13 protein-coding genes are annotated in these 14,720 nt (G+C 41.8%); 10 read left to right on the forward strand and 3 right to left on the reverse strand.

What is annotated here, in order from left to right; translation table 11 throughout:
* Window positions 1-359 precede the first annotated feature (359 nt).
* Together WAA86_RS02640 and WAA86_RS02645 are read left to right on the forward strand one after the other, a co-directional pair.
* On the forward strand, window positions 360-1,346 hold the full coding sequence (locus WAA86_RS02640) for a ribonucleotide-diphosphate reductase subunit beta (RefSeq protein WP_337299417.1): 987 nt from the start codon (window positions 360-362) through the stop codon (window positions 1,344-1,346).
* 201 nt (window positions 1,347-1,547) lie between these two features.
* A complete protein-coding gene (locus WAA86_RS02645; protein WP_337299418.1) occupies window positions 1,548-4,031 on the forward strand; it encodes a ribonucleoside-diphosphate reductase subunit alpha in 2,484 nt (827 codons plus the stop codon).
* 436 nt (window positions 4,032-4,467) lie between these two features.
* On the opposite strand, the gene WAA86_RS02650 is transcribed toward WAA86_RS02645, so the two are convergent.
* Both WAA86_RS02650 and WAA86_RS02655 read right to left on the reverse strand, forming a co-directional pair.
* Entirely contained in the window at window positions 4,468-5,115 is a 648-nt protein-coding gene (locus WAA86_RS02650) for a gluconate 2-dehydrogenase subunit 3 family protein (protein WP_337299419.1), read from the reverse strand.
* Window positions 5,115-6,827 carry a GMC family oxidoreductase gene (locus WAA86_RS02655; protein WP_337299420.1) on the reverse strand — a complete coding sequence of 571 codons (1,713 nt, stop codon included), beginning with the start codon at window positions 6,825-6,827 and terminating at the stop codon, window positions 5,115-5,117. The genes WAA86_RS02650 and WAA86_RS02655 overlap by 1 nt, the downstream gene beginning before the upstream one ends.
* Before the next feature lie 138 nt (window positions 6,828-6,965).
* On the opposite strand from WAA86_RS02655, the gene WAA86_RS02660 reads away from it, so the two are divergent.
* The 4 genes from WAA86_RS02660 (at window position 6,966) to WAA86_RS02675 (ending at window position 10,832) form a co-directional block, all read left to right on the forward strand.
* Window positions 6,966-7,967 carry a sugar phosphate isomerase/epimerase family protein gene (locus WAA86_RS02660; protein WP_337299421.1) on the forward strand — a complete coding sequence of 334 codons (1,002 nt, stop codon included), beginning with the start codon at window positions 6,966-6,968 and terminating at the stop codon, window positions 7,965-7,967.
* Between the two features lie 89 nt (window positions 7,968-8,056).
* Complete coding sequence (locus WAA86_RS02665) at window positions 8,057-8,425, forward strand: DinB family protein (protein ID WP_337299422.1); 369 nt, start codon at window positions 8,057-8,059, stop codon at window positions 8,423-8,425.
* A 16-nt stretch (window positions 8,426-8,441) separates the two neighbouring features.
* Window positions 8,442-9,671, forward strand: coding sequence for a nucleoside permease (locus tag WAA86_RS02670; protein WP_337299423.1), 1,230 nt, complete (start codon window positions 8,442-8,444; stop codon window positions 9,669-9,671).
* A 24-nt stretch (window positions 9,672-9,695) separates the two neighbouring features.
* The gene (locus tag WAA86_RS02675) at window positions 9,696-10,832 is read left to right on the forward strand and encodes a Gfo/Idh/MocA family protein (protein WP_337299424.1); all 1,137 of its coding nucleotides are present in this window, start codon (window positions 9,696-9,698) and stop codon (window positions 10,830-10,832) included.
* A gap of 51 nt (window positions 10,833-10,883) precedes the next feature.
* Here WAA86_RS02675 and WAA86_RS02680 read toward each other — a convergent pair whose 3' ends face one another.
* The gene (locus WAA86_RS02680) at window positions 10,884-11,342 is read right to left on the reverse strand and encodes an ASCH domain-containing protein (protein ID WP_337299425.1); all 459 of its coding nucleotides are present in this window, start codon (window positions 11,340-11,342) and stop codon (window positions 10,884-10,886) included.
* A gap of 363 nt (window positions 11,343-11,705) precedes the next feature.
* Between WAA86_RS02680 and WAA86_RS02685 the strand changes: the two genes are divergently transcribed.
* The 4 genes from WAA86_RS02685 to WAA86_RS02700 are packed head-to-tail and all read left to right on the forward strand — an operon-like array spanning window position 11,706 to window position 14,707.
* Window positions 11,706-12,758 (forward strand): sugar phosphate isomerase/epimerase family protein, encoded by a 1,053-nt coding sequence (locus tag WAA86_RS02685; RefSeq protein ID WP_337299426.1) that lies wholly within the window; start codon window positions 11,706-11,708, stop codon window positions 12,756-12,758.
* A 15-nt stretch (window positions 12,759-12,773) separates the two neighbouring features.
* Entirely contained in the window at window positions 12,774-13,529 is a 756-nt protein-coding gene (locus tag WAA86_RS02690) for a 3-keto-disaccharide hydrolase (RefSeq protein ID WP_337299427.1), read from the forward strand.
* 1 nt (window position 13,530) lies between these two features.
* Window positions 13,531-14,343, forward strand: coding sequence for a 3-keto-disaccharide hydrolase (locus WAA86_RS02695; protein ID WP_337299428.1), 813 nt, complete (start codon window positions 13,531-13,533; stop codon window positions 14,341-14,343).
* Between the two features lies 1 nt (window position 14,344).
* Window positions 14,345-14,707 (forward strand): SdpI family protein, encoded by a 363-nt coding sequence (locus WAA86_RS02700; protein WP_337299429.1) that lies wholly within the window; start codon window positions 14,345-14,347, stop codon window positions 14,705-14,707.
* Window positions 14,708-14,720 lie beyond the last annotated feature (13 nt).

Raw genomic sequence — 14,720 nt, forward strand, 5'->3', positions numbered from 1 at the left:
CTATCTATTGAAGGGTCGTAAGGTTTGACAGTATTATTATGAGTTTATAAAGGGGCAGCTTGAAAAAGCTGTCCCTTTTGTTTTGAAGTAGACCGAAAGGTCTAATTTTTAATACTTTTTGGTTTATTTTTCCACTTCTCTTTTTGTCCAATTTCAACATGCAACTTATTACAACAACCTGCATTTCCGAAAAGGCAATAAACATCACTGGCGAGCCTAGATTTCAACATATAGTGTTAAAAACTTTGTAATTTAAATGATGAAACAACCTTCGTTTATTGCTTACATTTTTCAATCTTTGTTACTCCCGAGTAGGGTAATTTTCGCCCCAAAACAACAAATTACTTAAAACATTACATATGTCAACAGCAGTAGAGCCCATTTTGAAGGAAAACAAGGATAGATTTGTGATCTTCCCAATCCAACATCACGATTTGTGGGAATGGTATAAAAAGTGCGAAGCTTGTTTTTGGACCGCTGAGGAAATAGACTTACATCAAGATCCTATCGATTGGAAAAATAAGCTCAATGATGATGAGCGTTACTTTATAAAGCATATTCTTGCTTTTTTTGCTGCTTCTGATGGGATTGTCAATGAGAATTTGGCAGAAAACTTTGTGAATGAGGTTCAGTATTCTGAGGCCAAATTCTTTTATGGCTTTCAGATTATGATGGAGAACATCCATTCAGAGACCTACTCCCTGTTGATCGATACTTATGTTAAGGATGAAAAGGAAAAAAATCTACTTTTCAATGCAATTGATAATTTCCCTGCTATTAAGAAAAAAGCAGATTGGGCATTGAAATGGATAGAATCTCCAAGTTTTGCGGAAAGATTGATTGCTTTTGCCGCCGTTGAAGGAATTTTCTTTTCCGGAGCATTTTGTTCTATCTTCTGGTTGAAGAAAAGAGGACTAATGCCTGGTCTGACATTTTCCAATGAGTTAATATCCAGGGATGAGGGTATGCATTGCGATTATGCTGTTCATCTGCACAACCATCATTTGGTAAACAAAGTTCCAAAAGCCAGAATTACAGAAATTATAGTGGATGCGCTAAATATAGAGCGTGAATTTATAACCGAATCCCTACCTGCCAGTCTCATTGGGATGAACGCCAAGTTGATGACACAGTATCTTGAATTTGTCACCGATAGGTTGTTGGTGGAATTGGGCTGTGAAAAGGTCTACAATTCATCTAACCCCTTCGATTTTATGGATATGATATCCCTACAGGGGAAGACCAACTTTTTTGAGAAAAGAGTTTCAGAATACCAGAAAGCGGGTGTATTGAACAAGGAAAAGGACGGTGAAAACCAGAAGATCAGTTTCGACGCTGATTTCTAGTCCAATAGAATTAGAGGCCCCTTGAAAAAGGGGTTTTTAAGCCCTTGGATTAAAATGTTAAGAAAAACCAAAAATTATATCAATCGGCTTTTTTGGTCAAAGGAAGTCGATCTCAGAATCTCGGACCGCCAAATGGTTTTGGCAGTCAAGGGAAAAGAAAAAGACCAGTAAATATTCGTTTCATTTAAATAGTTGTAGCACATGTTTGTAGTAAAAAGAGATGGCAGAAAAGAGCCGATGATGTTCGATAAGATCACGGCCAGAGTAAGAAAGTTATGTTATGGACTAAATAGCCTTGTAGATCCTGTAAAGGTCGCCATGAGGGTTATTGAAGGTCTGTACGATGGGGTGACCACATCTGAATTGGATAATCTTGCTGCGGAAATTGCTGCAACCATGACTACCACGCATCCGGACTATGCAAAATTGGCCGCGCGTATCTCCATTTCCAACTTACATAAAAACACCAAAAAATCTTTCTCCGAAACGATGAAGGATCTTTATGTATATGTAAACCCACGGACCGGGAAAAAGGCCCCTCTGTTATCCGATGAGGTATACAAGGTCATAGAAGAGAATGCAGAAACATTGGATTCTACCATAATTTATAACCGCGATTTTGGCTACGATTATTTCGGTTTTAAGACTTTGGAGCGCTCCTACCTATTAAAATTGAATGGAAAAATTGCTGAAAGGCCACAACATATGCTGATGCGTGTTTCCATAGGAATCCATTTGAACGATCTGGAATCTGCCATTGAGACCTATGAGCTGATGTCCAAGAAATACTTCACTCACGCTACCCCTACCTTGTTCAATGCAGGGATGCCGAAACCTCAGATGTCCTCTTGCTTTTTGCTGGCCATGAAGGACGACAGTATCGATGGGATTTATGATACCCTAAAACAAACGGCCAAGATTTCACAATCTGCGGGGGGGATTGGATTATCCATACATAACATCAGGGCCACAGGATCCTATATTGCTGGAACCAACGGTACCTCTAACGGAATTGTACCCATGTTGCAGGTATTCAATGATACTGCTAGGTATGTAGATCAAGGAGGTGGGAAACGTAAAGGTAGCTTTGCCATTTATGTTGAGCCATGGCACGCTGATATATTTGAATTCCTGGACCTGAAAAAGAACCACGGAAAAGAAGAAATGCGAGCGCGGGATCTTTTTTATGCCATGTGGATTCCTGATTTGTTCATGAAAAGGGTAGAGGCAAACGAGGAATGGACCTTGATGTGTCCCAATGAGTGTCCAAACCTGTTCAATACCCATAGTGACGAATTTGAAGCCCTTTATTTAAAGTATGAAGCAGAGGGTAAAGGAAGAAAGACCATTAGGGCACGTGAACTTTGGGAGAAAATTTTGGAATCCCAAATAGAAACTGGAACTCCTTATATGTTGTATAAGGATGCCGCCAATAGAAAGAGCAATCAGAAAAACCTGGGGACCATTCGTTCTTCCAACCTTTGTACGGAGATTATGGAATACACATCCCCTGATGAGGTGGCTGTTTGTAACCTTGCCTCCATAGCCCTGCCTATGTTTGTAAAGAACGGAGATTTCGATCACAAGGAACTTTTCCGTGTAACCAAAAGGGTTACCAAAAACCTTAACAGGGTTATAGATAGAAATTACTATCCCGTTAAGGAAGCTGAAAATTCCAATATGCGCCATAGACCGGTAGGTCTTGGGGTACAAGGTCTGGCCGACGCCTTTATTATGCTTCGTTTGCCTTTTACCAGTGAAGAAGCTAAAAAATTGAACCAGGAGATATTTGAAACGCTTTACTTTGCCGCAGTTACCGCCTCCATGGAACAGGCCAAGGAAGAAGGACCTTATTCTACTTATGAAGGGTCGCCAATGTCCAAAGGTGAGTTCCAGTACAATTTATGGGGCATTAAGGATGAGGAATTGTCAGGAAGATGGGATTGGGCCAAACTTCGAAAAGAAGTGAAGAAAAGTGGTGTTCGCAACTCATTGTTGGTTGCTCCGATGCCAACGGCTTCAACCTCTCAGATATTGGGGAACAATGAGTGTTTTGAGCCGTATACCTCCAACATATATACCCGCAGGGTATTGTCCGGTGAATTCATTGTTGTGAACAAGCATTTATTGGAGGACTTGGTGAACCTTGGGCTTTGGAACGAGAATGTAAAACAGGAATTGATGCGGGCCAATGGTTCGGTTCAAGATATAGAGGGCATTCCAGAAGATATCAAAGAGTTGTACAAGACAGTTTGGGAATTAAGTATGAAAGATATAATTGATATGTCCAGACATAGAGGGTATTTCATTGACCAGAGTCAGTCTTTGAACCTGTTCATGGAAAACGCCAATTATTCCAAGCTTACCTCAATGCATTTCTATGCATGGAAAAGCGGACTTAAAACAGGGATGTACTACTTGAGGACCAAGGCGGCCGTAGATGCCATCAAGTTTACTTTGGACAACAGTAAAAAACAAGAGGCTCCGGCGAAAGAATTGGAGGAAGCAGAGGTCTTAAATGTAGCTGCGGTAAAACCGGAAACAAAGACTGCGTCAGAAGTGGCTGCTATGCCAGTCAAAGAAGATGTTGAAGTAAAACCCATGAGCGCTGCCGAAATGAAGGCTTTGATAGCGCAGGCAAAGGCCAGCGAAGGAGATGACGATTGTTTAATGTGTGGCTCTTAAGATATTGAAGGAGCTTTAGCCAAAGCTCTTGATGGCCCATATCATCATTAAAATAAAATACCTCGAGATAGGTTACCTTGTGGTGCTTCTCGAGGTATTTTTTTGTGGTCCATTTTCAAAAGCCAACCATAATGGGGGAACTATCTTGTTCTTATGTAGCTATAGTAGACCAATTTGGAGCCTACCAACAGTATGGCATAAACTCCCAGTAACCATATATAATGTTCCATAATGTATTTTTAGACGGTTGTGGTGGGTCTAAACTTACTTGTGTGTATGTTAAACAATTGATAAATAGATCAATGGGGGTGCTTGTAACGGGGCCATTACTATTGGTGAGCCCATGCTGCTCCTAGAAATGTAAAAGCCCTTCCAAGGCATATGCTACCTGAAAGGGCTTAAAAATAAAATAATGGGTATTAGCTACAGAAGTTCATCAGATAGACCATGCCTTGCCACCGGTCAGTTCTTGAAGTTCACCACAACCGATATATTCTCCAGGAACTGGAAGGTATGCCAAGACTTCTTCCCCAACATATTCGGAGCTCTTATAGGCCCATATGGTCATGCCTCTAAGATTATTGGCAAAAGCAAAACTGCCTATGCTGGCATCCAATTCTGCTGTTTGTCCATTTTCAATAGCCTCTTGGTAGGAGGTTATAATCTCAAAATTTTCAATTTCTTGCTCTTTGGTAACCTTTAAGGCCTGAGATAGGGACGGTTCCAAATCTTCAGCTGTAAGGTCTGCCAAGGTCTCCTTGCCGGAATCTTTTAAAGCTTTGTCCAGAAAATTGCCCATGGACATTTTGAAGAATTCCTGTTGTTTTGGTTCCATCACCTCATAGGCAAATTTGTCGATGAACATATGAACATTTACTTCTGTGGCCGAAGGGGTATCTGTTTTGGGTAGAATGAGATCTACCAAATTCATCAGTGCCGCTCCTTGGTCTTTGGTTAAAAAGGACGGTGCCCATTCCATCGCTGGTTTGTCCTTACAACTTTGAACTAGACTTACCAATGTTGGGACCGCTACTACGTATCCCAATGAAAGGCCTATATTTTTGAGTGCTATTCTTCTATCCATTATACGTTTCCTTTTTTAAGTTCTTGGGCGGCATGGTTGGCAGCTCTTGCCGTAAATGCCATATAGGTCAATGATGGATTGACACAACTTGCAGAAGTCATGAAGGCACCATCTGTTACATAAACATTGGGTACCGCATGTATTTGGTTGTACCCATTCAATACCGATGTCTTAGGATCCCTACCCATTCTCGCTGTTCCCATTTCGTGGATCCCCAGACCCAATGCTCCAGGATTGTCAAACCCTTTTACATCTCTAAATCCGGCTTTTTCCAACATCTCAATGGCTTGGTTTTTCATGTCCTCGCGCATTTTCCATTCGTTTTCCTTGAATTCAGCGTCAAAGGTAACGGTGGGGAGTCCCCAACTATCCAAATTATCGTAATCCAAAGTCATTCTGTTTTCTTCATATGGGAGTACTTCTCCGAAGCCACCAATTCCAAAACTCCAGCCTCCCGGCTTCAACAAGTTTTCCTTGAGCTCCTTGCCGTAGGACATTTCAGAAATGGATTCTTCCCAGTTGTCCCTACTGGCGCCACCTTGGTAACCATACCCTCGTATAAAATCTTTTTGGTTGCTAGTGCCCCCTAGATTCCTGAATCGGGGAATATAGACACCGTTTGGCTTTCTTCCCTTGTAGTACTTGTCCTCAAAACCATCAAACTTTCCAGAAGCACCAACACCTAAATGGTGATCCATAATGTTTCTTCCCAGTTGATCGGAGTCATTACCCATTCCGTTCGGGAAACGATCAGATTTCGAATGCAATAAAATGGCTGTTGATGCCATGGAAGAAGCGCAAAGGAAGATTACCTTGGCATTGAATACCAATTCTTCTTTCGTGAGCCTATCGATTACTTTAACTCCGGAGGCCTTTCCTGTTTTGGGGTCATAAATGACTTCCGAAACGATGGAATCCGGTCTGAGGGTTAGATTTCCTGTTCTTTCCGCAGCAGGCAAAGTAGAGGAGTTGCTACTGAAATAGGCCCCAAAAGGACAGCCCCTAATACAGCGGTTTCTAAATTGGCACTTGCTACGCCCCTCAAATTCTTTATTACCGGTAATATGTGCCACCCTACCGGCGGTCACTACGCGGCCATCAAAATTTTCTGAAACTTTTTCCCTGAAAACCTGTTCTACACAATTCAATTCCATCATGGGTAAGAACTGTCCATCGGGCAATTGTTTCAAACCGAGATTTTCACCGCTCACCCCGATATAGGATTCTACCTTGTCGTACCAAGGAGCTATATCCTTATATCTAACGGGCCAGTCTACGGCAATACCATCTCTTTTATTGGCTTCAAAATCCATTTCGCTCCAACGATAGCTATGGCGCCCCCACATGATCGACCTACCTCCAACATGATAACCTCGCATCCAATCAAAACGTTTGGTTTCATTATAAGGATGTTCCAGATCATTAACAAACCACTCATTGTGCTGTGCTTTGGTCGTGTATCCGGTCCTGGCTTGTTTTAATTGCTTTGCTTGTTCTTCCCTGGGAAGTTCTCCATTGTTCGGAAAATCCCAGTCATCCATATTGGCAGTCTTGTAGTCCTGGATATGAGTCACCATCCTTCCGCGCTCTAGAACCAGTGTTTTGAGTCCGTTCTCACATAACTCCTTAGCCGCCCATCCGCCGCTAATCCCAGTACCCACAACGATTGCGTCGTAAGATTCCTGTTCTTCGTTGTAATAAAATTTACCCATTTATTGAATTGTTTATTTCCTAAATTTATTAAATATAAAAAGAATTTTCTACATTTAAACGCCAATTTTATTGGGATACCTGCACTATAACGTTGTAGTTGGGGCTATTCATTGAAAACTAAATAATCAACTTAATCCATGAAAAGAAATCACCTCAAACACGCCGTTCTTTTGGGAATGGCCATCGTAACTCTGGGAATGTATTCCTGTAAAGAGACTAAAAAAGCTGAAGCTGAACCGACTGTTGTTTCAACTGAGGAAGAAAAGACAGCCGATCCCTTTTTTGAACTTTCCCTGGCACAATGGTCCATGCACAAAATGGTATTTGATGAAGGGGTAGATCCCTATACTTTCGCTGAAAAAGCAAAAGGATGGGGCTTTAGCGGTTTGGAGTACGTAAGTGGTCTTTATTATAAGGAGCTGGAGAAGTCCAATTTCTCCAAGGAAGCCATGGCGGCGTTTGTTGAAAAATGTAATGCTGAAAGTGAAAAATATGGGATGGTGAATGTGCTGATCATGATTGACGGACAAGGAGATCTGGCCAGTGTGGATGCCAAAGAGCGCAAAAAGGCGGTAGAGAACCATTATAAATGGGTGGATGCGGCCGCGGCAATGGGTTGTCATTCCATCCGTGTAAATTTGGATGGGAGCCAAATACCAGAGGAGTGGATTGCCAATTCTGTGGATGGTTTAAAACAATTGGCGACCTATGCCAAGGATAAGAATGTAAATATTATTGTGGAGAACCACGGGGGACTATCTTCCAATGCCGCTATGTTGGCAGAGGTTATGAAAACCGTGAATATGGAGAATTGCGGTACATTACCGGATTTTGGGAATTTCTGTGTAAAACGAAAGGGAGGATCCTATTATAGTGGAGAATGCGAAGAGGAATATGATATGTATCAGGGAGTTAGCGAACTGATGCCCTACGCTAAAGGTGTTAGTGCCAAATCATATAATTTTGATGAAGCCGGTAACGAAACCAAAATTGACTATTCCAAAATGTTGCAGATTGTGAAAAATGCAGGCTATACCAGTTTTATAGGGGTGGAATATGAAGGTGATGAACTCGGAGAAGAGGCAGGTATTTTGGCGACCAAGGAATTATTGTTGAATGCTTCAAAAAATCTGGAGTAGTCCGGAGATCCAATATGCAGAGCTTTTTTAATCAATTGTTTGATTACAACTTTTATTGCAACAAAAAGCTGATCGAGGCATGCAATAAAATGGAAACGGTTCCCCAAAGGAGCACAGAGCTTTTTAGCCATATTTTGAATGCACACCATATCTGGAACCATAGAATATTGCAAAAGTCGCCCGAATATGGGGTCACGCAGATACAACCCCTTAAAGATTGGGGCGATATCCATTATGAAAACCAAAGAAGTTCTTTCGAAATTATAACCTATACCGAGGATTTTGAGGTGCGATTGGACTATGAGAATTCTGAAGGCCGACTTTTTACCAATACCATTAAGGATATGTTGTTCCATATCATCAACCATTCCACGCACCACAGAGCGCAAATTTCTATGGATTTTAGAAATAACGGGATAGACCCCCTTACATTGGATTTTATATTTTACAAACGATAAATACAACTAGCCACTTATGAACACGAAAATCAAAATACAATTGTCCTTCATGATGTTCCTTGAATTTTTTATCTGGGGAGGATGGTTTGTTACCCTAGGGACATTTTTAGGGAATAATTTGAATGCCACTGGCGCCGAATCCGCTATGGCCTTCTCTACCCAGTCTTGGGGAGCCATAATTGCACCTTTTATTATAGGGCTTATTGCAGACCGTTATTTTAATGCAGAAAAGATCTTGGGAATTCTGCATTTGGCAGGGGCTTTGCTCATGTACCAAATGTATATGTCAACCGATTTTGCTGGATTTTATCCCTATGTTTTTGGATATATGGTCCTTTATATGCCAACCTTGGCCTTGGTCAATTCCATTTCATTCAATCAAATGAAAAACCCTGCAAAGGAATTTTCATTTGTCCGCGTTTTTGGAACTATTGGATGGATTGCCGCCGGCTTGCTTATTAGTTACGTGTTCTTTTGGGATTCTGTAGAGGGAAGACAGGCTGGATTATTGAGGAATACCTTTTTGATGGTGTCCATTGCTTCTGCCATTTTGGGGGTTTTTAGTTTTATGTTGCCCAAAACACCTCCCAAGGTTGGGAAAGATGAGAAAATCAGTATTTCTGCCATCCTAGGGTTGGATGCTTTGAAATTATTGAAGGACAGGAATTTCTTGGTGTTTTTTATATCCTCTATTCTAATTTGTATTCCTTTGGCATTTTACTACCAGAATGCGAATCCATTTTTATCTGAAATTGGGATGGACAACCCTACTGGAAAAATGACCATCGGGCAGGCATCTGAAGTATTGTTCATGTTGCTTCTTCCTTACTTTTTCAAAAAATTTGGTTTTAAGAAAACCCTTATAGCCGGTATGCTGGCTTGGACGGTGAGATATATGTTGTTCGCCTATGGCAATGCGGGAGATCTGGCCTTTATGCTGATCATTGGTATTGCGCTTCACGGTATCTGTTATGACTTTTTCTTTGTATCTGGTCAAATCTATACCGATAGCAAGGCTGGGATAAAATATAAAAGTGCCGCCCAGGGACTGATCACTCTGGCTACCTATGGAGTGGGGATGTTGATCGGATTTAAGATAGCCGGAATAATTACAGATACCTATAAAGGTGCGGACGGGTTACATTCATGGGATAATATATGGACATTCCCGGCCATATTCGCCTTAGTGGTGATGGTATTGTTCGCGATATTTTTTAAGAATGAAGAAGTAGAATACAAAGAATAGATATTAATAAGTAGAAGATAGGTTATGAGCAAGAAAATTAGACTAGGTATTTTAGGTGGAGGTGGGGATTCCCTGATCGGGGTATTGCACAGGATTGCTTCCTTCATGAATGATAATTATGAAATTGTTGGTGCCGTTTTTAATCCGGACCACAACGACAGTTTGGCTTTTGCCAAGGAAATAGGGGTTCCTACAAATAGGATCTATAAGGACTTTGATGCGTTGGTGGAGGAGGAAATGAAACTTCCCGTGGAGGAGAGGATTCAGGTATGCTCCATTTTAACGCCCAATTTTTTACATTTCCCAATGGCCAAAAAATTATTGGAGAACGGCTTTAATGTCATATGTGAAAAGCCAATGACCACCACTTATGAGGAGGCCAAAATATTACAAGCTGCCCTGGAAAAGGCCAAGACTGTTTTTGCCGTTACACACACCTATACGGGTTATCCAATGGTACGCCAGATGCGGGAAATGGTAAAAGCAGGCGCCTTGGGAAAGGTTCAAAAAGTGGATGTACAGTATTATCAGGGTTGGATAAACCCCATTATTCACGATAAGGAAAAACGCGCCACAACATGGCGTTTAAATCCCGAAAAAGCGGGTATCAGTTGTTGTATGGGCGATATTGGGGTGCATGCCTTCAATATGGTAGAATATACTACCGGACTTCAGGTAGATACCATTTTAGCAGACCTGAACTATCTTTACGAGGACAATAAAATGGATATTGATGGGACCGTACTCATACGTATGAAAGGTGGGGTCAAGGGCGTTATCAGATCCAGCCAAATTGCTACAGGAGAAGAAAATGGTCTAACGGTGGCTATTTACGGAGATAAGGCCGGACTTCGTTGGGAGCAGGAAAATCCAAATTATCTGTATGTCCTTTCGGATGATAAGCCACTGCAGGTCTTTAAGCCGGGCCATGCCTATAATTCCAAATTGTCATTGGACGGTACGAAGCTTCCTCCAGGACATCCCGAAGGGATATTCGATGCCATGGCCAATATATATTTGGGTGTTGCCAGGGCCGTACGTGGAGAGGATTACAACCCGGGGGAATTCCCCACCATGATGGATGGCGTAAGGGGCCTTAACTTCATAGAAAGTACAGTGGCTTCCCATAAACAAGGGAATACATGGGTGACTTTGAAGTAAAATTGAACTATACAAACAAAAAAGAGCCGCTACCTGCGGCTCTTTTTTGTTTTAAAAGACTTTTTCAAAATATTCACAAACCACAATCATGCTTTCATTGGGCTTGCGGTCATGTTCTCCAAGTTGCCTTTGATAAAATTCCCATTGGGTTTGTTTCCAGTGGGCAAGGCTGCCATTACCTTCCCCTTCCATTTTGGCGTGATCTTCTGATATACTAAAATAGGGCATCATTCTTACGGATGTGGTCCTTACAATACATTTGGCATTGCCTTCCCAATCTGTAAAAACGGTGAAATCACCCCGCTTGGGTAAGGGTTGATTCCTTAATTGCAAGCCTAGAAGGGAATGGGAGGTCGCCTTTTTGGCACCGGCCAAAACCAGCGCTACGGAGTTATTGGCATCCTTTTCATTGTCATAAAAATGGTAAACCTTAGGGGTGTGCTCAAAAGCAAATTCCAGATGGGCCTTTAAAAAATCGCCCCACATGTTTTCAGCAGAATGGTTCTTCATGGTTGATATTAATTGTTGCACTTTCAATTCGAGAGGCTAAGTCTAAATGGCAGAAGGCGTTTATGATGTTCCTTCTTAAACTACATATTTGTCAAAATAAAGGACTTATACTTTTTTGCCCAACCTAAGATTTTGGCCAAAAAGGTTTATCCTGAATTTTAATCCCGTGCCTATAACGTTTGCGACTCCCGATACAGTATGATTCAGTATTATATTTTCTTTTAATTCTTTAGTAATCCCTATATTTATAATCTGCTGCGGAATTATAAATGAGAATGTTTTCAACACTAAATATAGGGTTTAATTCTCAAAATTTCAGTGGCCAGTCAAAATATGAATGGTAATAAAAATGAGATCGTTACAATGAAGACAATTAAAGGACCGGCAGTTTTTCTTGCCCAATTTGTAGATAATAAAGCTCCGTTCAACTCCTTGGATGGGATGTGCAAATGGGCCTCGGATTTAGGATATAAAGGAATTCAGATCCCTACTTGGGAAAGCTTTCTGATAGATTTGGACAAGGCGGCCGAAAGTCAGACCTATTGTGACGAACTAAAGGGAAAAATAAATTCTTATGGGCTTGAAATAACGGAATTGTCCACGCATCTGCAGGGACAATTGGTGGCTGTGAACCCTGCCTATGATCTCATGTTCGATAATTTTGCTCCGGACAAGGTAAAGAACAACCCCAAGGCCAGGACGGAATGGGCGGTTGATACTGTTAAAAAAGCGGCCACGGCCAGTAGAAGACTGGGATTAAGTGCGCATGCCACCTTTTCGGGAGCGCTATTGTGGCATACCATGCATCCATGGCCACAACGGCCAGCGGGTCTTGTGGAAATGGGTTTTGAGGAATTGGCAAAAAGGTGGATGCCCATATTGAACCATTTTGACAAGGAAGGGGTTGATGTCTGTTACGAGATACATCCGGGTGAGGATTTACATGATGGAGATACTTTTGAGCGTTTTCTGGCTGCAACGGGGAACCATAAAAGGGTCAATATCCTTTACGATCCAAGTCACTTTGTGCTGCAACAACTGGATTATATCACTTATATAGACCACTACCATGAATTTATCAAATCGTTTCATGTGAAGGACTCCGAATTTAATCCCACGGGAAAAAAAGGAGCTTTTGGCGGGTATAATGATTGGGGCGATAGGGCCGGAAGGTACCGCTCCTTGGGTGATGGGCAAATTGATTTTAAAACAATATTCTCCAAGTTGACCCAATATGGTTGTGATGTTTGGGCAGTTATGGAATGGGAGTGCTGTATCAAAAGCCCGGAACAAGGTGCCAGGGAAGGAGCAAAATTCATTCAGGACCATATCATAGAGGCTACAGAGAAGACATTTGATGATTTTGCTGGGGCGGAAATAGATAAGGCAACACTCAAAAAAATACTTGGAATCTAACTAATACCTATACCCATGAAACAACTAATTTTTAGTGGCCTTTTGGCCTTGATGATCTTCGGCTGTAAAGAAAAGGCCAAGGAAACCAAAGAAGAAATGAATGCCGATAGGGCAGAGACACAAATGGAAGCAGCAACACAAGATGAATGGACGGTACTTTTTGACGGCTCCTCTTTTGATGGTTGGCACGGCTATCTAAAAGAAGACATGCCGGAACAATGGAAATTGGAAGATGGGGCAATGGTTTTCCATCCACCCAAAGATAGAGCCAAAGGGGCCAGTTACAATCTGGTAACCGACAAGGAATTTACGGACTTTGTACTCTCCATAGACTGGAAGATATCCGAAGGAGGAAACAGTGGTATTTTTTGGGGTGTCAAAGAAGATCCCAATTTGTCCGAAGCTTATCAGACCGGACCGGAAATTCAAGTGTTGGACAATGAAAGACATCCTGATGCGAAAGTTGGTACTACCCACCAAGCAGGTGCTTTATATGATATGGTGGCCCCCAATCACGAAATGGCGAAACCTGCTGGAGAGTGGAATACCTGTGTATTGACCGTAAACCACAAAACCAACGAGGGTCGTGTGGAACTCAATGGAATGACCATAGTTACCTTTCCCGTAAATGATCCGGAATGGAGTGCCATGGTGGCCAAATCCAAGTTTGCAGATTGGGAACATTTTGGAAAATATAAAACAGGAAAAATAGGACTGCAGGATCATGGAGATATGGTTTCCTATAGAAATATCAAAATAAAGGAACTATAGTATGAAATATGTATTTACCGTCTTTTTGGGCCTTGCCCTTTTTTCTTGTAAAGAAAAGGTAGAAGTAGCCCCATTGGAGGCAAAGGACAACACTCCCCAGGAAATAGTCTATGAGGAGTATACCGGAGTGGAACCCACAAAACCGGAAGAAACGGAGGTCTATGAGCCTGTACCCCCTACAGTACAGCCCTATGCGAATAACGGAGCTCCAAGTGACGCCATTGTGCTATTTGATGGGAAAAATTTTGACCAGTGGATCAGTGCAAAGGACAGTACTTCAGTAGCGTGGCACTTGAACAAGGATGGGAGTATGACCGTAAAGGATCGGTCAGGGGATATTCAGACCAAACAGAATTTTGGAAGTGTTCAGTTGCACCTGGAATGGAAATCTCCTGCAGACATACAACGGGAAGGCCAGAACAGGGCAAACAGTGGGGTTTTCCTTCAGGGGATCTATGAGGTTCAGATTCTGGACAATAACAACAATGACACTTACGTAAACGGCCAGGTTGGTTCTATTTACAAGCAACACGTGCCTTTGGCAAAAGCGTCCGTGCCATCAGGGGAATGGAATTCCTATGACATCATTTTTCATGAACCGGTATTCAATGATGAAGGAAAGAAAATTAGGTCGGGGACCATTACGGTAATACACAATGGGGTTTTGGTCCAGGACCACGCAGAAATAAAAGGTACTACACCCTACATTGGCTGGCCAAAGAACGAAGCCCATGGAAAGGGACCTATAAAGCTCCAAGATCATGGAGACAACAGCAGGGTAAGCTTTAGAAATATTTGGGTCAGGGAACTGTAGCATGCTCTTGGAAGAATTGATGGCCATAGGCATTACCCCAACCTTATTGATTGCCTTTGGTTATTATTGGAAATTATATCCCCCTAAGAAAATCAATGCGTTGTACGGCTACCGGACCAGAAGAAGTATGGCCAACCAGCTCATATGGGATTATGCCAATAAAATAGGATCGAAAATGTTCATCAAGGTAGGTATAGTAACCTTGGTTTTAAGTTTTTTTGCCTATTTCCTTTTGGCCCCAAGTGCCAATATAGTGGCTTCATTTTTTATTTTTATCATTGGTATTGGTGCAGGGATGTATTGGTGCGAGACAAAGATCAATAGGTATTTTGATAAAAATGGCAACCCAAAAAAGCAAAACTGAATTTTAATTACCT

Source organism: Sediminicola sp. 1XM1-17, from assembly GCF_037203765.1.
Taxonomy (GTDB): Bacteria; Bacteroidota; Bacteroidia; order Flavobacteriales; family Flavobacteriaceae; genus Sediminicola.